Below are 23,242 nucleotides of genomic sequence, written 5' to 3' on the forward strand. Positions count from 1 at the left end.
CAGCGGCGCGCCCCGGTAGCGGGGCGCGTCCCCATCAAAGCATTTTGAATCCGGAGCGATTTCCGATCGCGAAAACGCTCCAGGGCCCAGGGGAGCCGGTCATGAGATCGCTCGAAACATGGATCAGCCGGATCAGCATGGTGCTGGCCTCGCTCGTCCTCCTCGCCATGATGCTTCAGGTCGTCGTCGACGTCTTCATGCGCAGTTTTCTCGGCGCGGGCTTTCCGGCGACCGCCGACCTTGTCGGGCGCTACTACATGGTCGCGATCAGCTTTGTGCCGCTTGCCATGACCGAGATAGGCCGCCGCCATATCGAGGCGACGATCTTCACCGACGGCCTTCGTGGAACGGCAAGGCAGGCCGTGGCACTCGCCGGCTTTTGCATCGGGCTCGTCGTCTTCGGGTTTCTCACCTGGGGATCGGCCGTGGAGGCGCTCTCCCAGACCGGGCGTGGCGCCTATGTGGAGGCGGGAACCATGCACTTCCTGACTTGGCCGAGCTACTGGATCCTGCCGGTTTCCTTCGCGCTGATGGAACTGGTGCTTGCGATCCGCGTCATTGAGGTTCTCACGGGCCGGTTCGAACTGAGCCTTCACGATCCCCTTGAGGAAATCGACTCTCACGCCGGGGAGGCCATGTGATGGACCCGATCGTCATCGGGCTTCTCGCCCTTGCCGGCCTGCTCTTTCTGATCGGCTTTCGCGTGCCGATAGGCATCAGCCTGATTTTCGTTTCGTTCCTCGGCATCTGGGGCATCGCCGGCGTGCGTCCCGCGATGAGCATGCTGTCGACCATACCCTACACCTCGTCGGCGAACTGGACGCTGAGCTCGATCCCGATGTTCCTGCTCATGGGCTATCTTGCCTATCACTCCGGGTTGACGCGCGGCCTGTTCGAGGCGGCCCGCGTCTGGTGGGGCTGGCTGCCCGGCGGGCTCGCCATCGCATCGCTTGCCGGGGCGGGCGGGTTTGCCGCCGTGTCGGGGTCGTCCGTGGCCTGCTCGGCGGCGATCGGGCGCATCGCCATCCCCGAGATGCAGCGGCAGGGTTATGATCTGCGCGTCTCCACCGGTTCGGTGGCGGCGGGCGGTACGATCGGCGCGCTCATCCCGCCGTCGATCATCCTGATCCTCTTCGGCATCCAGTCGAACAGCTCGATCAACGCGCTTTTCGCAGGCGGGCTGATCGTCGGCCTGGCGTCGCTCTTGTTCTATGTTCTCGCCGTGCTGGCGGTCTGGTTGCGCGCTCCGGAGCGGCTGCCGCGCGCCGAGCCGTACACGATGGGCGACCGTTGGGCCAAGACGCTGGAAATCTGGCCGGTCCTGTTGCTTATCGTTGCCGTTCTCGGCGGCCTCTTCGCAGGCTTCTTCACGGCGACGGAGGCCGGTGCCTTCGGTGCTTTCATGGCCCTTGTGCTCGGCATCCTGCGCCGCTCGCTCACGTGGTCGGGCTTTCGCGAAAGCCTGATCGACACTCTGCTCGCCTCGGGCGCGCTCTTCATCATCGCCATCGGCGCGAATCTTTTCACGCGCCTTGTCGCGATGTCCGGCCTTTCGGCCGAGATCGGCGGCCTGGTCGAGGGGATGGGGCTCGGCACCACGGGCCTCCTGATCGTCATCACGCTGATCTACCTCGCGCTCGGCATGTTCCTGGAGCCCATCGGCGCGCTCTTGCTCACACTTCCGCTGTTCCTGCCCCTGATCGGCGTGCACGGCGTGGACAAGATCTGGTTCGGCGTCCTTGTCGCGAAGCTTCTGGAGATCGGGATGATCACCCCGCCGGTCGGATTGAACGTCTTCGTCATTCACTCGGTCGCGCGCGATTACGTTCGCCTTGAACAGGTCTTTGCCGGGATCGTGCCGTTCCTTCTCGCCGATCTGGCGCTGGTCGTCGCGATGTTGCTGACGCGTGGGTTTTTCTGAGGAGAGCGAAAATGGAAATCGACGGACGGATTGCGCTGGTCACGGGCGGCGGCAGCGGCCTTGGCGAAGCAACGGCCCGGCGCCTTGCTGCCAAGGGTGCGCGCGTGGCGGTGGTCGATCGCAGTGCGGAGGCGGGCGAACGTGTCGCGTCCGAGATCGGCGGGGTCGCGCTGTCGGCGGATGTGACCGACGCGGCTGCGGTCGAAGCCGCGTTCGACCGGTGTGCCGGGGTGTTGGGCGGCGCGCCGCGCATCGTCGTCAATTGCGCGGGGATCGGCACTGCCGCCCGCATCCTGTCGCGCGATGGCAGCCTCTCGCTCGATGTTTTCGAGCGCACGATCCGCGTGAATCTCATCGGCACCTACACGGTAATGAGCCTTGCCGCCCGCGCGATGTCCGGCCTCGATCCGCTCGATGCGGATGGCGCGCGGGGCGTGATCGTGAACACGGCCTCGGTCGCCTATCAGGACGGGCAGATCGGGCAAGCGGCCTATGCGGCCTCCAAGGGCGGCGTCGCTTCGCTGACCCTGCCTGCCGCGCGTGAGCTTGCCCGGTTCGGCATCCGGGTGATGACGATTGCCCCCGGCCTGTTCGAGACCGCGATGAGCGCCGGCCTTGCGCCTGAAGTTCGCGCGTCCCTGGAAGCGGGCCTTCCGTTCCCCTCGCGTATGGGCAAGCCCGGGGAGTACGCGCTGCTGGTTCAGCAGATCGTCGAGAACCCCGTCCTGAACGGGGAAGTCATTCGTATCGACAGCGCCGTTCGCCTGGCGCCGAAGTGAGGAGGTTGTCGTGAAAGGCAGCTACACCGAAGCCTCTTTTGACGGTCAGATCGCGGAACTCGCGCTGATCCGGGAGGACAAGCGCAACGCCATGTCCGACGGCCTTCTTGCCGAGATCGAGGCGTTCTACGCCGATCTGCCCAGGGACGTTCGCGTCGTGATCCTGCATGGGCGGGGCGGGCATTTCTGTTCCGGCCTAGATTTGGCCGAGCACGTTTCGCGCAGCGCCGAAGCCGGCGTCTACCACTCGCGCAACTGGCACCGGGTGATGGACATGATCCAGTTCGGCGGTCCGGTCACCGTCAGTGCCATGACCGGCGCGGTGATCGGCGGCGGACTGGAAATGGCGACGGCGACCCATGTGCGTATCGCCGAACCCTCGGTCATCTTCCAGTTGCCCGAGGGCCGGCGCGGCATCTTCGTCGGCGGTGGCGCGACGGTCAGGGTCGGGCGGATCATCGGCCCGGACCGCATGACCGAGATGATGCTGACCGGGCGCAAATACAATGCCGAAGAAGGGCTTCGGCTCGGCCTCACGCATTATGCCGTGGGCGAGGGCGAGGCTCTGCCGATGGCGCGCAAACTCGCCGCGAAGATCGCCGAAAACGCGCCGATGTCGAACTATTTCATGGTGCAGGCGCTGGCGCGGATCGGGGATATGCCGCGCGCCGACGGGCTTTTCACCGAAAGTCTTGCCGCTGCACTCGTGCAGACGACGCCGGATGCCGAGGAGGGGCTGAAGGCGTTTCTGGAAAAGCGCGAACCGAAGTTCCGCTGAGACGGGAGGAATGAGATGACCCCGACGGACCTGCCGAATGCGCCGAGCGGATCTGCCGAACGCGCGGACTGGGCGCGGGCAAACACGCTGACCCGCTTCGTCCCGCACAAGGTGGTGCGCGAGGACCGGGCGGACGGAACGATCATCCTGAGTTCGGGATACGACATGCCGTCCGTCGCGCCGAACACCGGTGCATGGCTCCACGATTGGGCGAAACGCGCGCCAGAGCGGATCGCGGTATCGGAGCGCTGGAGCGATGGCGAAGGCTGGCGCGATGTGACCTACGCCGAGCTTCTGGCGCAAGTGCGCGCAGTCGCCTCGTCGCTTCTCGCGAGGGGTCTGGGCCAGGCGGATACCATCGCGATCATGTCCGGCAACGGTGTCGATCACCTGATCCTATCGCTTGCCGCGCAATACATCGGTGTTCCGGTCGTGCCATTGGCCGAGCAGTATTCGCTCATCGTCGAGGCGCACCCCCGGCTGACCTTCGTGCTCGACAAGGTGCGCCCGAAGATGGCCTTCGTCGACGATGCCGCCCGCTATTCGGCGGCCCTTGCACTCCCCGAACTCGATGGCGTGGAGGTCGTCGCGGCGCGTGGCGAAGGTCCGCGCAAGGTGACGCCGATGGCGGAGCTTCTGAAGGGCGATCCTTCGGTCGATCTCGACGCGGCGCATGCGAAGGTCGGACCGGATACGCTGGCGAAGATCCTCTTTACCTCCGGCTCCAGTTCGGACCCCAAGGGGGTGCTGACTACGCACCGGATGATGTGCGTGAACCAGGCGCAGATGGGCGTCGTTCTGCCGTTTCTCGATGATCGGCCGCCCGCGACGACCGACTGGCTGCCCTGGAATCACGTCTTTGGCGGCAGCCACAACGTCAACATGATGCTGAGCCACGGCGGCACGCTGATTGTGGATAGCGGCAAGCCGACAGGTCCGGGCTTCGCCACGACGCTGAAAAACCGGACCGACCGGCCCGGCACGCTCGTATTCAACGTTCCCGTGGGCTTTGGAATGCTCGTCGAGGCGCTTGCCGACAAGCGCGAGCAGCGAGAGAAAATCTTCGGCGATCTGGACCTGATCTTCTATGCCGGCGCTTCTCTGCCGCAGGAGGTGTGGGAGGGGCTGGAACGCTACTGCCTGGAAGTGCGCGGGGGCTTGCCGTTGATGATCTCGAGCTGGGGCCTGACGGAGACGGCGCCCGCCTGCCTCATGGTGCATGAACCGATCGGCCGTTCCGGCGTGGTCGGCGTGCCGTTGCCCGGCGTTTCGGTCAAGCTGATCCCCGATGCGGACATGCGCTGCGAAATCCGGGTGAAGGGGCCGAACGTGATGCCCGGTTATTTCAACGATCCCGACAAGACGAAGGCTGCCTTCGACGAGGAAGGCTTCTTCATCACCGGCGATGCGGTGCGGTTTGTGGATCCGCAGGATGCAGAACGCGGCCTGATCTTCGACGGGCGCGTGTCGGAGGATTTCAAGCTCGACACCGGAACCTGGGTTCAGGCGGGCAATCTCAGGATGGCCGCCTTGAAGGAACTGACGGGCCTTGCCCAGGACGTTGTGATCTGCGGTCATGACCGGGGCGAGGTGGGGCTCTTCGTCTTTCCCGCCCCCGGAGCGGCCAATCTGGACGAAGTGGCCGGCGGCGCGGTGGCGGATGCGCATTTGATGGCGCGCATCGAGGAGCGGCTGCGCGCGATGAACTCCCGCGTCACCGGCTCTGCCAAGCGGATCACCCGCGCGCTGATCCTCGCCGAGCCGCCCTCGCTCAAGGATCACGAGATCACCGACAAGGGCTCGCTCAACATCAGGAAGGTTCTCACCCGCCGGGCCGATCTGCTGGAGCGGCTCTACGACAATGAAGACCCGGCGTTGATCCGGGTCTGAAGGGGGAAGACATGGTCGACTTTTCCAAGGTCCGCGCGATCGACTTTCACACCCATGCCGAAGAGCCCTGCGGCTGCCATGCCGATGACGGCTATGACGATCTGCAGACCACGATGGCGAAATATTTCGGCGCGCCCTGGGTCCATCCGCCGACGGTCGCCGAGACCGCGGCGCATTACCGCGAGATGAACATCGCTGCCGTCATCTTTCCCGTCGATGCGGAGCGCGAGACAGGCTACCGCCGCTACAAGAACGAGGAGGTGGCCGAACTCGCCGCCGAGAACGACGACGTCCTGATTCCCTTCGCCTCGATCGATCCGGCCAAGGGCAGGCTCGGCGCGCGCGAGGCGCGAAACCTCGTGGAAAATTACGGCGTGCAGGGTTTCAAGTTCCATCCGACGATGCAGGGCTTTTATCCGAACGACCGCATGGCCTACCCGCTTTACGAGGCGATCGCCGAAACGGGCAAGCCGGCGTTGTTCCATACCGGGCAGACGGGGGTCGGCTCTGGCATGCCGGGCGGCAACGGGATGCGCCTGAAATACTCAAACCCCATGTATATTGACGATGTGGCGGTGGATTTCCCCGATATGCCGATCATCCTCGCACACCCCTCCTTCCCCTGGCAGGAAGAGGCGCTGGCGGTCGCGCAGCACAAGCCGAACGTCTACATCGACCTTTCGGGCTGGTCGCCGAAATACTTCCCGAAGATCCTTGTCCAATATGCCAACACGATCTTGAAGAAGAAGATGCTCTTCGGTTCCGACTGGCCGATGATCGCGCCCGAGAAGTGGCTCGGCGCTTTCGAAAAAGCCGATTTCCGGGACGAGGTGCGCCCGCTCATCCTCAAGGAAAACGCCATGCGCCTTCTGGGGGTGTCATGAGCGATTTTCATGCTCCTGTCGACGATATCCTGTTTTCGCTTCGCCATGTCGCGCGGGCCGACCGCCTGGCGGATTGGGACGATGAGCTTGCGGGTGAGATCATCGGCCATTTCGCAAGCTTCGCCGAGGGGCGCATCGCGCCGCTCGATGCAAGCGGCGACGCGCAGGGCTGCAGGCTTGAAAACGGCCGCGTGCGGATGCCGGACGGTTTCGCGGAAGTTTATGCGGAACTTGCCGGGCAGGGCTGGCAGGGGCTGTCCGCGCCGGAGGAATTCGGCGGGCAGGGCCTGAACGGCGCGGTTCGTGCTGGTGTCAGCGAAATATTCTCCGGCGCGAACCATTCGTTGCAGATGGTCACCTCGCTGGTGCCGGGCGCGATCAGCGTGCTTATGCGTTTTGGAACCGATGAGCAAAGGGAAGCATATATCCCGCCCCTGGCCGTGGGGCGTTGGCTTTCCACCATGGCGCTGACCGAGCCCGGCGCAGGGTCGGATCTTGCCGCGATCCGCGCACGCGCCGTGAAAGACGGCGATGCCTGGCGGATCGACGGCGAGAAGATCTTCATCTCGGGCGGCGATCAGGACATGAGCGAAGGTGTTTTCCATCTCGTTCTCGCCCGTACGGGCCCTGCGGATTCCGGTGTGCGCGGTCTTAGCCTGTTCGCCTGCCTGTCGGACCTGCCGGACGGATCGCGCAACGCAATCGGCGTCACCCGGATTGAGGAAAAACTCGGCCTGCACGCTTCACCGACCTGCCAGCTCGCCTTTGACGGGGCGGTCGGCGAGTTGATCGGCGAAGAGGGCGGCGGGCTGAAGGCGATGTTCGCGATGATGAACCACGCACGCCTCGACGTGGCGCTGCAAGGTGTCGCCCATGCCGCCCGTGCGGCTGATCTGGCGCGTAGCTATGCCGCCGAGCGCAAGCAGGGGCGTGATGCGAACGGCAGGGAAATCACCATCGATCAACATCCCGACGTTGCGCGCATGATCGAGGAATGCGATGCGCTGGCCATTGGCGGCCGGGCACTTTGCCATATCGCCCTGGTCGCCGAGGAACTGGGCGCCGCGCATGACTTCGTCGAGTTCATGACGCCTGTCTGCAAGTATTTTTGCACCGAGGCCGGGACGCGTGCTGCCGACCTCGCGATACAGGTCATGGGCGGTTACGGGTATCTGCGGGAATACGGCGCGGAACAGAATTGGCGCGATGCTCGGATCTGTTCGATCTACGAAGGCACGAGCGGCATTCATGCCCGCACCACGGCAACACGTTCGCTCTCGATGAATGGCGGCGCCGGCGCGCGCGCCTTCGCCGGTTTCCTGCGCGAAAGCGGTGGGGACTTCGCCGGACTGGCCGAAAAGTGGGAGGCGGAGGCCAAACGTGTCGCAGCCAGCGACGATGCCGCCGCCGAAGCTCACGGCTTCATGGAACTGACCTGCGATTTTGCCTGGCGCGCAGCGCTCGCCCGGGTCGCACGTGCCTCGGAAGCCGCCCCCGCGATTTCGGATCGGATTGATCGGGTATGTGAACGTTTTGGAATTGCCACATGATCTGAGGCCGGGCTCTATTCGAGCTCCTGCGACAGAGCCTGCCTCGCAAAAGCCAGGAACTGCTTGCGCTCCGCATCGTCGAGGTTTGATAAAATCTCCGTCTGCAGCATGCGCACGACGGGCAGGGCGCTTTCCACGACGCGGCGTCCGCTTTCGGTAAGGTTGAGGATGCGCGCGCGGCGGTCGCTTTCGCTGACGGCCCTTTCGACAAGGCCCTTGTGCTCCAGCCGGTCGATCACGCCGCCGATCGTTGCGCGGTCATAGGCGATCATCGCGGAAAGGCTTGCCTGGTCGATGCCGGGGTTTGTCCGCAGCACCTCAAGCGCTGCGAACTGCACGGGTGTCAGGTCGAACCCCGCCTTCTGCATCTCGCTCTGGAACACCTGAGTGGATCTTTGATGCAGGCGCCGGATCAGATGGCCTGCCATTTGCTCGAGCATGGACCTGCTTCCTTCTTGTTGCCGCAGCCGGCATATCATATCGATTGACAACATACTATATGTATACATATAATAAGTATACATACTTTAAATACGAATGGGAGGATACGAAGATGCAGTTCCACCTCAACGGGTTCCGGGCAGGCAATCCTGAAATCCTGCCGGCTGAAGGGCGCGAAACGACGGGCGATACGCTTCCGAAAAAAGTCGATGTGCTGATCGTCGGAAGCGGGCCGGCCGGCCTGACCCTTGCCGCGCAGCTCTCCTCCTTTCCCGATATCACCACCCGCCTGATCGAACAGAAGGACGGGCCGATGGAAAAGGGGCAGGCGGATGGTGTGTCCTGCCGCTCGATGGAAATGTTCGAGGCTTTCGGTTTTGCGGACCGGATCAAGAAAGAGGCCTATTGGGTCAACGAGACGACATTCTGGAAGCCGGACCCGGCCCGGCCCGAACACATTGCCCGCAACGGGCGGGTGCAGGATGTCGAGGACGGCCTGTCCGAAATGCCGCATGTGATCCTGAATCAGGCGCGGGTCCATGACATGTACCTGGATTTCATGCGGAACTCACCATCGCGGTTGGTCCCGAACTATTCGTGCCGGCTGGTTGATGTTTCGGTCGACGAAGATGCCGGCGAATATCCTGTCTCTGTCAGGATCGAGCGGACGGACCCGGAACACGAAGGCCGGATCGAGCATGTGCGCGCACGCTATCTGGTTGGCTGCGACGGTGCCCGCAGTGCCGTGCGCAAGGCTATCGGGCGTGAGCTTCGCGGCGATTCCGCCAATAAGGCCTGGGGCGTCATGGATATTCTCGCCGTCACCGATTTTCCCGATATCCGGCAAAAGACGCTGATCCAGTCCAAGGACAAGGGAAGTGTGCTGATCATCCCGCGCGAGGGTGGCTATCTCGTGCGGATCTATGTCGAGATGGACAAGTTGGCTGAGAACGAGCGTGTGCGAAGTAAAAACATAACCGTGGAGAATTTGATTTCCGCCGCGCAACAGGTCTTTGAACCCTACAGTCTCGACGTGAAGGACGTGGTCTGGTGGTCGGTCTATGAGATAGGCCAGCGGCTCACCGACAAGTTCGACGACGTGCCCGAGGATATGGTCGGCAGCCGCCTGCCGCATGTCTTCATCGCGGGCGATGCATGCCATACCCACAGCCCGAAGGCCGGGCAGGGGATGAACGTTTCCATGGGCGATACGTTCAACCTCGGCTGGAAGCTCGTGTCCGTGCTTCAGGGTCGCTGCCCGCCGGAACTGTTGCACAGCTATTCAACTGAGCGTCAGGCGGTCGCGCAGGCTCTGATCGATTTCGACGAGGAGTGGGCCCGGATCATAAGCGCCCGTCCCGCCGACGGCGGCGCGGAAGATGCACCGAAGTTCCAGAAATACTTTATCGAGCACGGCCGCTACACTGCGGGGGTATCTGTCCGCTATGAGCCGTCTTTGCTCACAGGGCCGGACACCTGGCAGGGTCTTGCGCGCGGTTTCGAGATCGGAATGCGCTTCCACTCCGCGCCCGTCGTTCGCCTTGCCGATGCAAAGCCCATGGAACTGGGCCACACCGTGAAGGCGGATACGCGCTGGCGCCTCTTTGCCTTCGCGCCGGATGAGGATCAGGCGAAACCGGAAAGCAGGCTTGCCGCTCTATGTGAGTTTCTGGAGCGCGGCGAGGCGTCTCCGATTTTGAAATACACACCGGATGGGGCGGATATCGATACGGTCATCGATTTTCGCGCGGTGGTGCCGCAGGACTTCCGCGATGTCGAGATCACGGCCCTGCCGTCGCTTCTCAGGCCGCAAAAGGGCCGGTTCGGATTGATCGACTACGAGAAGGCCTTTTGTGCGGATCGGAAGGCAGGCGCCGATATCTACGATATGCGAGGGATCGACCGCGCCAACGGTTGCCTGGTGATCGTCCGCCCGGATCAATACGTGGCCCATGTGCTGCCGCTGGAAGCCTTTGACGAGCTGTGTTCGTTTTTCGAGCGCATAATGCTGCCGGCGGGACGCAAGGCCGCAATTGCTTGAGCCTTTACGCTGATGTGGCCATACACCGTGCTGAAGCCATGCGATGCGATCAATTCGATCGTCATGGTTTTGGCGCAGTGGCTGTTTCGGTGTCAGTCGTCGGTTCCTTCGGTCAGGCTGATGAAGCGTCCTTCGCCGGCCGCACGATAGATTGCCTCTTCGATCTCCATGTTGCGAAGATAGGCCGAGGCTTCGTTTTCAAGCGCGGTCCCTTTGATCAGATGATCCGTAACATGCTTTTGCAGTTCGAAGACGCAGTCGCCGCCGAAACCTTCTCTGGACGGCGGCGAAAAGAGGGGCTCCCCACGCTGAGTGCCCTTGGCTCTGAAGGAAAGGATGCCGTTTCCGTCCAGCGACAGCACGCCCTTCGCCCCCTCGACGAGGCATTCGCCCATGGTAAGGCGCGGATTTTCGGCCACATGGTCGACAAGCCGGTTTCCGTCGAACACGGCGCGGCGCCCATCGCCGTAGCGATAGATGAACAGGCCGCTGTCTTCGCCCGCTATCGCAGGGTTGAGCCGGCGCAAGTCCGCGAACACCGCGTCCGGTTCGCCAAGCAGATATCTGAACGTGTCTATCCAGTGAACCGCCGTTTCGTGGATGAGAAACCGCTCCATCGTCTGGAAATAGGGCTGGCGGGACAGATAGGCGTCCTTTCCCTGTCCGTCGCCCGGCCTGAGCCGGAAGGTTATCTGGTAGACCTCGCCGATGCGTCCTGCGTCCATTTCCCGCCTGATCGCCCGGTACCATGGCTGGAAGCGGAAATTTTCGTGCACGATAAGTTTTATCCCCGCTTCGGATGCGAGTCGGACCGCCTCGCGAGCTTCCTTTGGGGAAGTGCAGAATGGCTTCTGACAGATTATTACCGTAGCGGAATTTTGAAGCGCCTCGCGGATGAGACCGAGATGCGCGGAAGGCGGGGCGGCGATATCGACGATGTCCGGTTGGAGGCGTCGGAGGATTTCTATGGCATCGGAATCCACCGCGATGGAATTTAAATCCGCCCCGTTTGCCACGAGCACGGCGCGCGCCTTTTCGGTGTCCATATCCACAAGGCCGACGAACTCGGCGTCTGTATTCCTGAGCCATCCATTGACATGAAACGCGCTGAAATAGCCCGCTCCGATTGTTATTATTCTTAGTTTTTTCAATCGCTTGCCGGGGTTTTTTCCACTGAGACTCATGCCGGCGACCCGTTTCGATAGGCGGCCAGAACGGCCTCGGCGACCTCCCCGGTCGTGGCGCTGCCGCCAAGGTCGGGCGTCAGGCATTCGCCCGAGGATAAGACCGTGGTCACGGCTTCGTTAAGCGCATCGGCGGCCGTCACCATTTCTTCCAGGCCGTGTTCTCGTCCGAGCCAGTCGAGCATCATGGCGGCGGACAGGATCATGGCGAGAGGATTGGCGATATTCCGCCCGGCGATGTCCGGTGCTGTGCCGTGGCAGGGCTGGAATACGGCGTGTTCGGAGCCGATATCGGCGGATGGTGCGAGGCCCAGGCTGCCCATGATACCGGCGCCGAGATCGGAGAGGATATCTCCGAACATGTTCTCTGTAACGATCACGTCGAACATCTGTGGCCGCTGCACCATCCATAACGCTGCGGCATCGACATAGGCGCATTGCGCCTCGATGTCCGGGTTGAGTTCCGCGCGCTCCAGAAAGATCTTGCGGAAGAACGCAAATGCCTGAAAAACATTGGCTTTATCGACGCAATGGACGCGACCTGGCCCCTTGCCGCTTTCCTTTCTCTGGCGCGCCAGCGCGAAGGTGAAATCGAATAGCTTTTCCGACACCCCGCGCGTGATCACCATCGTCTCGCGCGCTTCCTCATCGCGGATAACTTCGCCTTTTCCGTGCGAGGCGAACAGCCCTTCGGTCGACTCGCGGATGATGACGAAATCGACCCCGCCCTTGTCGGCGATGCGCAGCGGCGATCCCTGGCCCGGCCTCAGGTAGACCGGCCGCACGCCCGCGAATAACTCAAGCGCGAAGCGAAGTTCGATCTGCGGTGCGATCTCGGTTCCATCGGGATAGCGGATATCCGGCAATCCCATGGCGGAAAGCAGGATGGCATCCGCTTCTCTCGCTGCGTCGAGAGAGCTTTGAGGCAGTGCGATCCCGTGGTCCCGGTAGTGTCCGGCACCTGCCGGCAGCGACTGAAATTCAAAGCCGAAGGTGCCGCTGGAACCCGCGACCTCGCCGAGGATATCGAGGGTCGGACGCATAATCTCCGGCCCGATCCCGTCGCCATCGAACACGGCAATTTCGAACGTCTTTTCATTGGATGTCGGGCGCTTTTGTGCGCCTTTTCCGGTCATCGCCTTCTGCATCGTCTGCTGGTTCTCCGTTCGATTCGAGAAACGGTTCAAATCGGATGCGCGGATAAAGTATGATTTAATGTATACGATAAAGCCTGCTCAATGCGTGAATGTGAATTTTTGAGGCATTCAACGGCAGGGCTGCCGATATGCTTCACAGAAAGAAGGCCCGGACAGGGGACGGCAAACAATGGCGAAGCTTGAAAGAAGGCGTTTGTTCGAGAGCGGACCGGAGGTATCGAACCTCTGCCTCGGCACGATGATGTTCGGCGATCAGACGGACGAGGCGGAATCTGCAAGGATCCTCGACGCCTATTTCGAAGCGGGCGGCAATTTCATTGACACGGCGGATACTTATGCGAAAGGGGAATCCGAGAAGATTCTTGGGCGTTTGCTGAAGGGAAGGAGCGGGGATTGTTTTCTTGCCACCAAGGTCGGCAACCCCGTTCCGGAGATCGCCGATGACGGAGGCCTGGCGCCGGAGCGTATCCTTCGTGCCGCCGATCTTTCGCTGGAACGCCTCGACCGCACGACGATCGACCTCTACTACCTGCACCTCGACGATGACCGTGTCCCGCTTGACGAGATCATTTCCACGTTGGGCCGGCTAATTGGCGAAGGCAAGGTCCGCCACTGGGGCTTTTCGAATTTCCGGCCCTGGAAAATCGCCGAGATGATCCGGATTTGCGACAAGCTCGGCGTTGCGAGGCCGGTGGCCGCGCAGCCCTATTATCACATGCTCAATCGCGTGGTGGAAACCGACTACATCCCTGCCTGCCGCCATTTCGGCATCGGCATTGTTTCCTATTCTCCGCTCGCGCGCGGCGTGCTGACCGGAAAGTACCGCGGCGGGGCGCCGGAAGGTTCGCGAGGCGCGCGCGGGGATGCGCGCATTCTCGAAACCGAATTCTTCCCAAGAACGATTGAGCTTGCGAACCAGGCGGCAGACCATGCGGAGCAGTCGGGCCGCAGCCCGGTCGCGCTTGCGCTCAACTGGGTATTGGCAAACGACGCCGTTTCGAGCGTCCTGATCGGCCCCAGGACGCTATCCCAGGTCGAAGCTTATATTTCAGCGGTCAATACTGACTATACGGCAGCGGATGAGGAGTTCCTCAGCGGACTTTGCGCGACTGGACATACGCCGGTGCCCGGTCACAACGATCCACGCTACCCGATCGACGGCAGGCGAACACCTTTCGGGAGCAAGGCCGGTGGATGAGGTCTACGAAGTTTTCGCCCTGAAGTATGCCGAACGGGGCGGGAGGATACGCGGCGATTCATTTCTCTTCGACGACGACCATTCATCGCCGCATGACATCGACTACTACATCTGGCTCGTCCGCAACGATAACCGGACGATCGTGGTCGACACCGGCTACGACGGCGAGGAAGGAAAAAGGCGAGGGCGGCCGATCTTGAGCGATCCCGCAAGCTGCCTGGCCGGTTTCGGCATCGATCCGGCATCGGTCGAAACGGTGATTGTCACGCACCTCCACTACGATCATGCCGGGTCGCTCGACCGTTTCCCGAATGCCTGTTTTCACCTGCAAGCTGCCGAGATGGCTTATGCGACCGGCCCCTGCATGTGCCATGGTTCGTTGAACCATCCTTTCAGCGTCGATCATGTGTGCCAGATGGTGCGTAAGGTCTATTCAGGCCGTGTCGTCTTCCATGACGGAACGGGGTTGGTCGCACCAGGCATCGAGGTGCATGCCCTTGGCGGTCACTCGCGCGGGCTTCAATGCGTCAGGGTGAAGACGAATACGGGTTGGCTCGTCCTTGCCTCCGATGCTTCGCATTACTACGAGAATTTCAGGCAGGGAAAGCTCTTTCCGATCGTGGAGAACGCCGAAGCCATGCTTGAAGGGTTCCGGCGCCTGCCAAGGCTTGCAAGCGATACGAAGCTTGTCGTTCCGGGACATGATCCGCTGGTCAGGCAGCTCTTTCCGTCTGTTGCGGAAAGCTGCGACGGGACGGCGGTGCATCGTCTCGACGTCGGGCCGTCGCCCACCCATTGGGAGCGCCTTGTCACATGATCCTCGGCTGTATCGGCGACGATTTCACCGGTTCTTCCGATCTCGCCAACACGCTGGCAAAGAGCGGCATCCACACGGTCCAATACTGCGGCGTGCCCAAAGGCGATGCGCATGGCGATGTCGCGGCGGGCGTTATTGCCCTTAAGTCGCGGACCATTCCAGCCACGGAGGCGGTAGCCCAATCGCTTGAAGCGCTCGAATGGCTGAAGCGGCAGGGCTGCCGCCAGTTTTTCTTCAAATGCTGCTCCACATTCGATTCTACGGACGAAGGCAACATCGGCCCTGTATCGGAGGCATTGCTCGATGAGCTCGATGCCCCGGTCGCCATCGTCTGTCCGGCATTTCCCACGACCGGACGCACGCTCTACATGGGGCACTTGTTCGTCGGCGATCGGCTGTTGTCGGAATCCGGCATGGAGAACCACCCGCTAACACCGATGCGCGATGCTGATATTCGCCGCGTGCTTGCGCGCCAGTCGAAGGGAAGGGTCGGCCATGTCCCCTGGCCGATCGTTTGTGAAGGGGCCGGGGCCATTCGCGAAGCGCTTGCAAGCGAAGCGGACAATGGCTGTCGGCTTGTTGTCGTCGACGCGATCCGCGACCAGGATCTGATGGAAATTGGCGTTGCGGCAAAGGATATTCGGCTCGTTACCGGCGGTTCGGGCATTGCGCTTGGTCTGCCGCGAAATTTCCTCGACGTTGGCCTTGTGAAATCGACAACCGCCTGCTGGGCTGGTGTCGAAGGGCCTGTCGTCGCGCTGGCCGGGTCCGTGTCAACGGCTACCCGCACCCAGGTCGCGCGTCATCGTCAATGCGGGCTTCCGGCATTCGAAATCCGCGCGGACGACGTCATGACCGGCCGTACGACGGCCTCCGAACTTGCCGCGTGGTTGCTTGCGCAGGATGGCATTCCGCTCGCCTATTCAAGCGCCAAACCGGAGGTCGTGGGTCGGGCGCAGCAGCGTTTTGGCAAGGCGGAAACGGCGGCAGCAATCGAGTCTCTATTCGCCGAGACCGCCAAACTCCTTTCCAAACAGGGCGTTACGCGCTTTGTCTGTGCCGGTGGGGAAACATCTGGGGCGATCGTCTCCGGCCTTGGGATCGAAGCGCTGGAAATCGGCCCCGAGATCGATCCGGGCGTGCCTGCGCTAAAGGTCGTGGGGCAGGAAATTGCCGTTGCCCTCAAGTCCGGCAATTTCGGTGCAGAGGATTTCTTCGAGAAAGCGGCGGTTGTCCTTGGGGGTGGGCAATGAACGAGGAAGCGAGGCTTCTTTCCTTCTTTCTGCCGGGAGATGCGGCAATGGGCAAGGCGGCGAAGAGGCCTATCCATCTCGATGGTTGCTAATGAATTCGCTTGAGGGTTCCGGCGCAAAGCGCGGACGTCAAATGCCTTGCGACATCCTGGCTTTCCGCTTTGAGGAAAGCTTCATGCCCGGCGTATTCAGGCGATTCTCCGGCCCGATCCAGGCATAGGCCAGCAGACAGGGATCCATTTCGGCCGTGGTAATGCGATGCTCTGCTCCGGACCTGTTCAGGATGAGGGACCCGGGCGCATGAACAGCGAGGTCATTCTCCGACCAGGCGCCGGCGACCGAGATATAGCTTTCCTCTATGTCCTGATGACTGTGCTGCGGATACGTCGTTTTCGGAGCGAAGAGAACGAAGCCAAGTACAAGGCGGTCCGCTTTCACAGGGCCGCGGGGCCCAAGTATCTCACAATAGGCATATTTCTTCGCAAGAGCCTTCGGGACGCGCTCGTAGCCGTATTCCCACGTCAGGTCCTGGGATACCCGCGATAAAGCCCGCGCCATGCCGCGCACCGCCCCTTGCTCGCCCAGATCGAGAGCGCGGGGAAGGTGAGCGGCCACCGGTTTGGCGACGGGTGAGCGCGAGGAGACTTCCGGGTTGTCGTCGATAATCGACGACAGCGTGTCGCGGACGCGCTTTCGGTGCGCGCGGATCAATCGGCTTCCGCCTGCCGATCCGTGTCTATACAGCATATCGAACTCCCGCAGGAGGTAGAGCCAATCAGGACAATCAACCAGATGAATGGTTTGCAGTTGGGTATTTTCGGCCGTATCGACCGGAGCGATGCTCGTCATGGTGCAGACTCTGGCTACTCTATGGTTTTGTGATCTCGGTTAGAGGCAAAATATTTTGTCCGGCGATGCGGTCCCAGTCCCAATCGATGCCAAGGCCGGGTTCGTCCGACGGAATGGCTCGCCCGCCCTCAACCCGCATGCCCGTGGGCGCGATGACATCGAGCTGGGGGATATATTCGAGCCAGGGCGCGTTTTGGACGGCGCAGACGAGGCTGACGTGAAGCTCCATGAGGAAATGCGGGCAGATCGGCACGTTATACGCCTCTGCCATCCCCGCGATCTTGAGCCAGGGTGTGATGCCGCCGACCCGCGCAACATCGGCCTGAACGATCGAGCAAGCGGACGCTTGCAGGTAGTCCTTGAACTGGGAGAGCGAATACATGCTCTCCCCAACTGCGATCGGCACCGATGTGGCGGCAGCGAGCCGCGCATGGGCGGTCACGTCATCGGCAGGCATCGGTTCCTCGAACCAACTGGCGCCGACGGTCTCCAGCACCTTCGACCGGCGGATCGCTTCGGGCAAGGCGAAGCTCTGGTTCGCGTCGGTCATGATCTCGTAGGCATCTCCGACCGCGGCACGAACGGCGGATAGTTGGGAGAGGTCCTCGCTAATGTGTTGGCGGCCGATCTTGATCTTCGAGCCTGCAAATCCTCTTTCCTTCGCTTCAGTTGCGTCATCGACAAGCGCGCGGGTTTCGATATGCAGCCAACCGCCTTCGGTCGTGTAAAGCGGAACCGAGGGCTTTGCGCCGCCCGCCATCTTCCAAAGCGGCAGTCCCGCCCGCCGGCAGCGAAGGTCCCAAAGTGCCGTGTCTATTGCCGCCATCGCAAGGGATGTGATCGCGCCAACCGCCGTCGCATGGGTGCGGAAAACCATTGCATTCCAGATTTCCTGGATGCGGTCCGCATCGCGGCCGATGAGCAGGGGCCCCAGCGTGCGTTCCACGAGGGCGACGACCGATGGGCCGCCCGTGCCGATCGTATAGCTGTAGCCCGTGCCCTGCGCGCCATCGCTGTCGGTTATTCGAACGATTGGCGTTTCCTGGCTTTCAAAGCTCTGGATCGCGTCTGCTCGTCTGACCTTGGGTTCAAGGTCGACCATGAAGATTTCGACTTTCTCGACGACGGCCATGGCGGATAACTCTTGCAGGTTTTCAGTCTCGAATGACTCAAGGCAAGTATCTTGTCCCAAGTCAAACTATCCCGCGAAGCCAATGGATTCATAGCATCCTTGAGCATCCTGGCTCGTCCGTGCCGACGCCCAACAACCACCGGGTGGATCACACGGCATGTTTCGTGATCACGATCATCCAAATTGGTCGATCGGATCGACAAGAAAACGGCTTTAAATCAATATCTTGGGCTATCCTGCCACGCCAGGTTCCACCGCACGCCTTCGGTCGTGGCAGAAATTCGATGAATTATGACATTTCGGCCAGATCGTTTCCTCGTTATTTCAGACAAGGATGCGTGCGGACCTCGCGAACGCAGTCGCTTTTGCGCGTGGCGACTTCGTTCAAATCTACTGGACTTGCGGGTTTTTCGAGATCCATAGCGCAAGGCACCTCGGAGTTGGCGGTGGCCGGTCCCTCTAACATGAAAGGTCTTTCGCTTGGATTCGATAACCACGATCGAGGGTTCGTCACACATCGTACTGTCCATTCCGCACGCGGGCCGCGTTTCGCCCGATGGGCTGGAAGGCCGCTTGCATTCCCTCAGACGTGCCGAGCTGGAAACCGATATCCATCTGGAGCGTCTGGTTCCGCTCGCGGCGGAAGCGGGAGTTTCGGTTGTGATGTCGAACGTCCTGCGAAGTGTCGTCGACGTAAACCGCCCCCCGAATGGCGAGGCGCTCTACCCCGACAGGCCGCCTAGCGATCCGCTCCTGCAGAGCACGTTCGACGGCTTGCCGATCTGGAGGCCGGACCAGGCTCCCGACGCGCAAGAGCGGGGCATGCTGATGCGCGACGTGTTCTGGCCGTACCATGAGGCTTTGAAGCTTGCGCTCGACCGTGCCCGGCGCGCTCACGGCACCGCATTGCTTCTGGACGCACACTCGATAAGGTCGCTGGTTCCTTCGGTCTCACCCGATCCGCTCCCGGATGTTTGCCTCGGCTCCAACAGGTACGCGAGCGCCGACATGAGAACAGTGACCTGCATCGCGAATGTCGTTCGCGCGCATGGGCTGGAATGCTCGACCGACGAGCATTTTCTCGGTGGATACGTAACCCGAAACGCCGGCGAACCTCAAAACGGTGTCCACGCGGTTTGTGTGGAAACCGCCAAGAGGGTCTATCTCGATGAAGCCGATCAGTGGGCGGAGCCTGTGCGAATGAATGTGCTGCTCGAGCTTTACCGCGCCTTCCTTGAGGCTCTTGCCACGTTGAAGCCGGTTTCTCCTACAAGCGTAAATGAAGGTAAAAACATATGAAATCCGTCGCTTTCCTTGTCTTTCCGAATGTAGAGGATCTCGATCTTGTCGGTCCCTGGCAGGTTCTGACGACCGCTGGCGTGATGACTGAAAAGCTGAAGTGCTACACCGTTGCCAAGGAAGCGGGAACGCTGCAGTGCTCGAAAGGATTGCGGATCATCCCCGACAAGACACTTTCGGAAATGCCGAAGCCGGACATCCTGTTGGTACCCGGTGGCCGGGGTGTCGACGACGCGCTGAATGACAGCGCCACGATGGAGTGGGTCACCGAAGCGGCAAAGACGGCGGAGTGGGTAACGTCGGTCTGTTCGGGTGCTCTTATGCTGCTGAAGGCGGGACCTGCGCAGGGTCGCCGGATCACGACCCATTCCAACCGGATTGCGCAGGCGCGCGAGATGGGCGGCGCGAAAGAGGTGGTCGAAAACATCCGCTACGTCGACGACGGAAATGTCGTGTCTTCCGCGGGCGTGTCCGCAGGAATTGACATGGCATTGTGGTTGACGGGTCAGATTTTCAGCCCGGACTTCGCCATCCAGGTTCAAAAACGAATGGAATACACGCCTTTGCCTCCTTATCAGGATCTCTGGACCGACAAATGACTTTGAAGCCAGTTTGCTTGATCCTGGACCAGATACACCCGGCCGGTGTGGAGTGGCTTGAGCAGGCCGGGATTGAGCCGGCTCTGGCCTGGCGTGGAGAAACGGCGCCGCGGGACAGGGTCCGCGCGATCATCACCAGACGGTCGGAGGTTGGCTCTGGCCTGATGGCCGCCTATCCAATGCTGAACGTTGTCGTCGTTCACGGATCCGGAACGGACGGAATTGACAAGCAGACCGCCCGGCAACGCGGAATTGCAATCGACAATACCGCGGGCACGAATGCGCAAAGCGTAGCGGAACACTGTCTGGCATTGGTTCTGGCCATGCTCCGGCAGGTTCCGCAGGCAGACGCGGCCATGCGCCAGGGAGACAAGGACTTCCGAGACCGGGAAAGGATCGTGTCGCTTTCCGATATCCAGTACGGGGTCTACGGATATGGAAACACGGGCCGGGCAATGGCCTCTCTGGCAAGGGCGGTCGGTGCAAGTGTCGTCGTGCACGCGCGCGAAAAAGCTTTGGCGGATGCAGCGAAGGACGGATTTCGGGTCGCATCCGATGTCTGCGGCTTTCTCCGTCAGATTGACGTCTTGTCCCTTCATGTTCCGCTCACGCAGGAAACCCGGGGCCTCATTGGCGGCGAAGAGATCTCCCGGATGAAACAGGGCGCGTTTCTCGTGAATGCGGCGAGAGCGGGGATCGTCGATGAAGCGGCTCTGGCACGTGCCCTGAATGAAGGAAAATTGGCGGGAGCGGCTGTGGACACTTTGTCCGGCGACGAAAGAATGGCCACGGGCCCGCTGGCGCAGGCGCGAAACTGCATCCTGTCTCCGCATCTGGCGGGATCGGGAACGCTGGAGAAGAAGGTGACGGCCCTGGAAGCGGCCAAGAAGGCGTTGGCGCATATCGAGGATCTGCACGATCTGGTTCCGTGAATTCGCGCAGGGTCTGTCCCGCGAAGATGTCTCGTCCGCATGCATTTTGAAACGCTTGCAAATTACCGCTGTGGAAAGCTCCCGCGCAGCTGGCGTTTCCATGCCTGCACCAGATGCGTTCGCGACGCGAAGCCGCAACGGGTCGCAATCTGCGGGATGGACAGGGACGTTTCGCCTATGAGACGGGCCGCTGACTCGATTCGCAGCGCTTCGATCGCCTTGGCAGGGGTGCGCCCGGTCGCGTCCTTGTAGCGCCGGGCAAAACTGCGCGGCGACATGCAGCATTGCGCCGCGAGCGTTTCTACCGTCATGCGCTGATCCAGCCGCTCCAGGATCCATGCGTGCAGAGCGTCAAACTCCCCCTTGTCGGTAGCGCCCTGCCTGAGCAGCGCAGCGCTGAATTGTGCCTGGCCGCCGTGACGGCGCAGGAAAACGACAAGCTCGCGCGCAACGGCTATGCTCAAAGACCGTCCGTGATCTTCTTCGACCAGCGCAAGCGCCAGGTCGATACCTGCTGTAACACCGGCAGACGTCCAGAGTTTGCCGTTTATGCGCGAAAATATCGCATCATGATCGACATGGACTTCCGGATGTTCTTGCGCGAGCTTTTCACACCAGCGCCAATGTGTCGTGGCGGTGCCCCCGTCGAGCAATCCTGTGCGCGCCAGCAACAAGGCGCCGCTGCATACCGACACAATCCGCGCGCCTTCGGAAGCCGCTCTGCGAATAACGGAACACATCTCATCCTGAAATTCAGCCTGCATGCGGTGTATTCCGGGACCGCCGGGGATGAGCACGGTCGCGGCCTCAAATGAGGCGATGTCGCTGGCCGGACTGCTTTCAAGAACGATACCCGCGCTGCTGCGAACCGGGCCGCCGGATAGAGAGACAATTTCCGTTTCATAGGTTGCCGCTTCGTCCAGTGAAGAGGCGGACGAGAACACCTGGAGCGGGCCGGTGATGTCGAGAAGCTGAACGTCCTCAAAGGCCAATGCGATCACTTTTGTCATGTCTGGTCACCTCTGGCAGAAAACTAACCGATTATGGCATTTCTGCCAATTCCTTCCGATGTTAGATATGGCGTTATCGGAAGGAATTTCGTGAGCACGGATGTTCCTGCAATCGGCGTTTAAGTGCCTTCGCATGACGCGCGACGTGGTTCTTGCGCCGTCATGTTCAGGCTTGCGGGCATTCGTTCGGCCGTTCCGCTTTTCGCAAGGGAAACTCGTTGGGCGAGAAAAGCGTGCTCGAAGGTTCCTTTCAACCGGCTCATTCCGTGCTTCAGCCGGGCGCGGTTCGAGGGGGAGCTTTGGTGTAGGCCCCGGCTTGGTCCGGGGTTTGCGGGCCCGGGAGGATGTGTTCGACCCGCTCACAGCGGTTCGCATGGCGTCGAAGCGCAGAATCGTGCATAAGCACGCATTAGAACGTAAGGCGCCAAAGACGCAAGAATCCAATGTAATCAAAGGGAGATACGAAATGTTGTCCAACATCAAGTGGTTATACACCGCAGCGGTTGCGGCCACACTTATGGCCCCCGCAGCAGTGGCGGCAGAGGAATTCATAACCATTGGCACAGGCGGCGTGACCGGCGTCTATTACCCGACGGGTGGCGCGATTTGCCGCCTGGTAAACAAGGGCCGCAAGGAACACGGCGTGCGCTGCTCGGTCGAGTCGACCGGCGGATCGGTCTACAACATCAACACGATTCGTGCCGGCGAGCTTGAATTCGGCGTGGCTCAGTCGGACTGGCAGTACCATGCCTATCACGGCACGTCGAAATTCGAGGAAGCAGGGGCCTTTGAGGGACTGCGCGCCGTTTTCTCCGTGCACCCGGAGCCTTTCACGCTCGTGGCGCGCGCGGATGCCGGCATTTCAAGCTTCGAAGACCTCAAGGGCAAGCGCGTCAACATCGGTAACCCAGGCTCGGGCCAGCGTGGAACCATGGATGTCGTGCTTGAGGCGATGGGCTGGACCGTCGACGATTTCGCCGTAGCCAGCGAATTGAAGTCATCGGAGCAGGCAGCAGCGCTTTGCGACAATCAACTGGATGCGATGATCTACACGGTGGGGCATCCGTCCGGTTCGATCAAGGAAGCAACGACTTCCTGTGACTCGGTCCTCGTCAATGTGACCGGAGAGGCAATCGATAAGCTGATCGCCGACAACAGCTTTTACAGGACGGCTACCATCCCGGGCGGGATGTATCGGGGATCCGACGAGGACGTCACGACATTCGGTGTTGGCGCGACCTTCGTTACATCGGATGCGGTCTCGGATGAAGCCGTATACCAGGTCGTGAAATCGGTCTTCGACAATTTCGAGGACTTCAAGAAGCTTCACCCGGCCTTTGCCAACCTGAAGCCGGAAGAAATGATTTCCGATGGTCTGTCTGCGCCGCTGCATCCGGGCGCTGCAAAATATTACAAGGAAAAAGGCTGGATCCATTAAGGCCTGTTAACCTCGGCGGGGGCGGGAAATCGCCCCCGCCAATCGGCATTTCTCCTCGGGCTTTTTCCGCCAACTCCGAATCGGATTTGG

21 protein-coding genes are annotated in these 23,242 nt (G+C 61.3%); 15 read left to right on the plus strand and 6 right to left on the minus strand.

Features of this window, described 5'->3' with window-relative positions:
* Window positions 1–101 precede the first annotated feature (101 nt).
* From GR183_RS05700 to GR183_RS05730, 7 genes are read left to right on the plus strand one after another with little or no spacing between them, the layout of a single operon-like run.
* Entirely contained in the window at window positions 102–641 is a 540-nt protein-coding gene (locus GR183_RS05700) for a TRAP transporter small permease (protein WP_160774619.1), read from the plus strand.
* Window positions 641–1,921: a TRAP transporter large permease gene (locus GR183_RS05705; RefSeq protein ID WP_160774620.1), complete on the plus strand. Its 1,281-nt coding sequence runs from the start codon at window positions 641–643 to the stop codon at window positions 1,919–1,921. The genes GR183_RS05700 and GR183_RS05705 overlap by 1 nt, the downstream gene beginning before the upstream one ends.
* An 11-nt stretch (window positions 1,922–1,932) precedes the next feature.
* Window positions 1,933–2,700 carry an SDR family NAD(P)-dependent oxidoreductase gene (locus tag GR183_RS05710; RefSeq protein ID WP_160774621.1) on the plus strand — a complete coding sequence of 256 codons (768 nt, stop codon included), beginning with the start codon at window positions 1,933–1,935 and terminating at the stop codon, window positions 2,698–2,700.
* A 10-nt stretch (window positions 2,701–2,710) separates the two neighbouring features.
* Window positions 2,711–3,478, plus strand: a complete 768-nt coding sequence (locus GR183_RS05715) for a crotonase/enoyl-CoA hydratase family protein (RefSeq protein WP_160774622.1) — start codon at window positions 2,711–2,713, stop codon at window positions 3,476–3,478.
* A gap of 15 nt (window positions 3,479–3,493) precedes the next feature.
* Complete coding sequence (locus GR183_RS05720) at window positions 3,494–5,368, plus strand: feruloyl-CoA synthase (RefSeq protein ID WP_160774623.1); 1,875 nt, start codon at window positions 3,494–3,496, stop codon at window positions 5,366–5,368.
* Between the two features lie 11 nt (window positions 5,369–5,379).
* The gene (locus tag GR183_RS05725; RefSeq protein WP_160774624.1) at window positions 5,380–6,252 is read left to right on the plus strand and encodes an amidohydrolase family protein; all 873 of its coding nucleotides are present in this window, start codon (window positions 5,380–5,382) and stop codon (window positions 6,250–6,252) included.
* A complete protein-coding gene (locus GR183_RS05730) occupies window positions 6,249–7,802 on the plus strand; it encodes an acyl-CoA dehydrogenase family protein (RefSeq protein WP_160774625.1) in 1,554 nt (517 codons plus the stop codon). Before GR183_RS05725 ends, GR183_RS05730 begins: the two co-directional genes overlap by 4 nt.
* Window positions 7,803–7,816: 14 nt before the next feature.
* Here the strand turns inward: GR183_RS05730 and GR183_RS05735 are convergent, their stop codons facing one another.
* A complete protein-coding gene (locus GR183_RS05735; RefSeq protein ID WP_244313626.1) occupies window positions 7,817–8,242 on the minus strand; it encodes a MarR family winged helix-turn-helix transcriptional regulator in 426 nt (141 codons plus the stop codon).
* A gap of 113 nt (window positions 8,243–8,355) precedes the next feature.
* On the opposite strand from GR183_RS05735, the gene GR183_RS05740 reads away from it, so the two are divergent.
* Window positions 8,356–10,284 carry an FAD-binding monooxygenase gene (locus GR183_RS05740; protein ID WP_160774626.1) on the plus strand — a complete coding sequence of 643 codons (1,929 nt, stop codon included), beginning with the start codon at window positions 8,356–8,358 and terminating at the stop codon, window positions 10,282–10,284.
* A 92-nt stretch (window positions 10,285–10,376) separates the two neighbouring features.
* Here the strand turns inward: GR183_RS05740 and GR183_RS05745 are convergent, their stop codons facing one another.
* The gene (locus tag GR183_RS05745) at window positions 10,377–11,468 is read right to left on the minus strand and encodes a Gfo/Idh/MocA family protein (RefSeq protein WP_160774627.1); all 1,092 of its coding nucleotides are present in this window, start codon (window positions 11,466–11,468) and stop codon (window positions 10,377–10,379) included.
* Window positions 11,465–12,616 carry an isocitrate/isopropylmalate dehydrogenase family protein gene (locus GR183_RS05750; protein WP_376765748.1) on the minus strand — a complete coding sequence of 384 codons (1,152 nt, stop codon included), beginning with the start codon at window positions 12,614–12,616 and terminating at the stop codon, window positions 11,465–11,467. The genes GR183_RS05745 and GR183_RS05750 overlap by 4 nt, the downstream gene beginning before the upstream one ends.
* A gap of 178 nt (window positions 12,617–12,794) precedes the next feature.
* Between GR183_RS05750 and GR183_RS05755 the strand changes: the two genes are divergently transcribed.
* Genes GR183_RS05755 through otnK form a run of 3 tightly spaced genes read left to right on the plus strand, consistent with a single transcriptional unit; the run spans window position 12,795 to window position 15,893 of the window.
* The gene (locus GR183_RS05755; RefSeq protein WP_160774628.1) at window positions 12,795–13,823 is read left to right on the plus strand and encodes an aldo/keto reductase; all 1,029 of its coding nucleotides are present in this window, start codon (window positions 12,795–12,797) and stop codon (window positions 13,821–13,823) included.
* A complete protein-coding gene (locus GR183_RS05760; protein ID WP_312846776.1) occupies window positions 13,816–14,640 on the plus strand; it encodes an N-acyl homoserine lactonase family protein in 825 nt (274 codons plus the stop codon). Before GR183_RS05755 ends, GR183_RS05760 begins: the two co-directional genes overlap by 8 nt.
* Window positions 14,637–15,893 carry a 3-oxo-tetronate kinase gene (otnK, locus tag GR183_RS05765; RefSeq protein ID WP_160774630.1) on the plus strand — a complete coding sequence of 419 codons (1,257 nt, stop codon included), beginning with the start codon at window positions 14,637–14,639 and terminating at the stop codon, window positions 15,891–15,893. The genes GR183_RS05760 and otnK overlap by 4 nt, the downstream gene beginning before the upstream one ends.
* A gap of 129 nt (window positions 15,894–16,022) precedes the next feature.
* Here otnK and GR183_RS05770 read toward each other — a convergent pair whose 3' ends face one another.
* Both GR183_RS05770 and GR183_RS05775 read right to left on the minus strand, forming a co-directional pair.
* Window positions 16,023–16,742, minus strand: a complete 720-nt coding sequence (locus tag GR183_RS05770) for a dimethylsulfonioproprionate lyase family protein (protein ID WP_160774631.1) — start codon at window positions 16,740–16,742, stop codon at window positions 16,023–16,025.
* Between the two features lie 19 nt (window positions 16,743–16,761).
* Entirely contained in the window at window positions 16,762–17,874 is a 1,113-nt protein-coding gene (locus GR183_RS05775; protein WP_160774632.1) for a mandelate racemase/muconate lactonizing enzyme family protein, read from the minus strand.
* A 480-nt stretch (window positions 17,875–18,354) separates the two neighbouring features.
* Between GR183_RS05775 and GR183_RS05780 the strand changes: the two genes are divergently transcribed.
* Genes GR183_RS05780 through GR183_RS05790 form a run of 3 tightly spaced genes read left to right on the plus strand, consistent with a single transcriptional unit; the run spans window position 18,355 to window position 20,704 of the window.
* Entirely contained in the window at window positions 18,355–19,173 is an 819-nt protein-coding gene (locus GR183_RS05780) for an N-formylglutamate amidohydrolase (protein WP_160774633.1), read from the plus strand.
* The gene (locus GR183_RS05785; protein WP_160774634.1) at window positions 19,170–19,772 is read left to right on the plus strand and encodes a DJ-1/PfpI family protein; all 603 of its coding nucleotides are present in this window, start codon (window positions 19,170–19,172) and stop codon (window positions 19,770–19,772) included. Before GR183_RS05780 ends, GR183_RS05785 begins: the two co-directional genes overlap by 4 nt.
* The gene (locus tag GR183_RS05790; RefSeq protein WP_160774635.1) at window positions 19,769–20,704 is read left to right on the plus strand and encodes an NAD(P)-dependent oxidoreductase; all 936 of its coding nucleotides are present in this window, start codon (window positions 19,769–19,771) and stop codon (window positions 20,702–20,704) included. Before GR183_RS05785 ends, GR183_RS05790 begins: the two co-directional genes overlap by 4 nt.
* A 62-nt stretch (window positions 20,705–20,766) precedes the next feature.
* Here the strand turns inward: GR183_RS05790 and GR183_RS05795 are convergent, their stop codons facing one another.
* Entirely contained in the window at window positions 20,767–21,714 is a 948-nt protein-coding gene (locus GR183_RS05795) for a GlxA family transcriptional regulator (protein ID WP_160774636.1), read from the minus strand.
* A gap of 466 nt (window positions 21,715–22,180) precedes the next feature.
* Between GR183_RS05795 and GR183_RS05800 the strand changes: the two genes are divergently transcribed.
* Window positions 22,181–23,152: a TAXI family TRAP transporter solute-binding subunit gene (locus GR183_RS05800; protein ID WP_160774861.1), complete on the plus strand. Its 972-nt coding sequence runs from the start codon at window positions 22,181–22,183 to the stop codon at window positions 23,150–23,152.
* The last annotated feature ends 90 nt before the right edge of the window (window positions 23,153–23,242 follow it).

The organism is Stappia sediminis (genome assembly GCF_009826895.1).
Lineage (GTDB): Bacteria > Pseudomonadota > Alphaproteobacteria > Rhizobiales > Stappiaceae > Hongsoonwoonella > Hongsoonwoonella sediminis.

Excerpts from the sequence above, each read along its gene's own strand:
- GR183_RS05700 (WP_160774619.1), top strand. The coding sequence starts at position 102 with ATGAGATCGCTCGAAACATGGATCAGCCGGATCAGCATGGTGCTGGCC.
- GR183_RS05705 (WP_160774620.1), top strand. The coding sequence starts at position 641 with ATGGACCCGATCGTCATCGGGCTTCTCGCCCTTGCCGGCCTGCTCTTT.
- GR183_RS05710 (WP_160774621.1), top strand. The coding sequence starts at position 1,933 with ATGGAAATCGACGGACGGATTGCGCTGGTCACGGGCGGCGGCAGCGGC.
- GR183_RS05720 (WP_160774623.1), top strand. The coding sequence starts at position 3,494 with ATGACCCCGACGGACCTGCCGAATGCGCCGAGCGGATCTGCCGAACGC.
- GR183_RS05725 (WP_160774624.1), top strand. The coding sequence starts at position 5,380 with ATGGTCGACTTTTCCAAGGTCCGCGCGATCGACTTTCACACCCATGCC.
- GR183_RS05730 (WP_160774625.1), top strand. The coding sequence starts at position 6,249 with ATGAGCGATTTTCATGCTCCTGTCGACGATATCCTGTTTTCGCTTCGC.
- GR183_RS05735 (WP_244313626.1), bottom strand. The coding sequence starts at position 8,242 with ATGCTCGAGCAAATGGCAGGCCATCTGATCCGGCGCCTGCATCAAAGA.
- GR183_RS05740 (WP_160774626.1), top strand. The coding sequence starts at position 8,356 with ATGCAGTTCCACCTCAACGGGTTCCGGGCAGGCAATCCTGAAATCCTG.
- GR183_RS05745 (WP_160774627.1), bottom strand. The coding sequence starts at position 11,468 with ATGAGTCTCAGTGGAAAAAACCCCGGCAAGCGATTGAAAAAACTAAGA.
- GR183_RS05750 (WP_376765748.1), bottom strand. The coding sequence starts at position 12,616 with ATGCAGAAGGCGATGACCGGAAAAGGCGCACAAAAGCGCCCGACATCC.
- GR183_RS05755 (WP_160774628.1), top strand. The coding sequence starts at position 12,795 with ATGGCGAAGCTTGAAAGAAGGCGTTTGTTCGAGAGCGGACCGGAGGTA.
- otnK (WP_160774630.1), top strand. The coding sequence starts at position 14,637 with ATGATCCTCGGCTGTATCGGCGACGATTTCACCGGTTCTTCCGATCTC.
- GR183_RS05770 (WP_160774631.1), bottom strand. The coding sequence starts at position 16,742 with ATGACGAGCATCGCTCCGGTCGATACGGCCGAAAATACCCAACTGCAA.
- GR183_RS05775 (WP_160774632.1), bottom strand. The coding sequence starts at position 17,874 with ATGGCCGTCGTCGAGAAAGTCGAAATCTTCATGGTCGACCTTGAACCC.
- GR183_RS05785 (WP_160774634.1), top strand. The coding sequence starts at position 19,170 with ATGAAATCCGTCGCTTTCCTTGTCTTTCCGAATGTAGAGGATCTCGAT.
- GR183_RS05790 (WP_160774635.1), top strand. The coding sequence starts at position 19,769 with ATGACTTTGAAGCCAGTTTGCTTGATCCTGGACCAGATACACCCGGCC.
- GR183_RS05795 (WP_160774636.1), bottom strand. The coding sequence starts at position 21,714 with ATGACAAAAGTGATCGCATTGGCCTTTGAGGACGTTCAGCTTCTCGAC.
- GR183_RS05800 (WP_160774861.1), top strand. The coding sequence starts at position 22,181 with ATGTTGTCCAACATCAAGTGGTTATACACCGCAGCGGTTGCGGCCACA.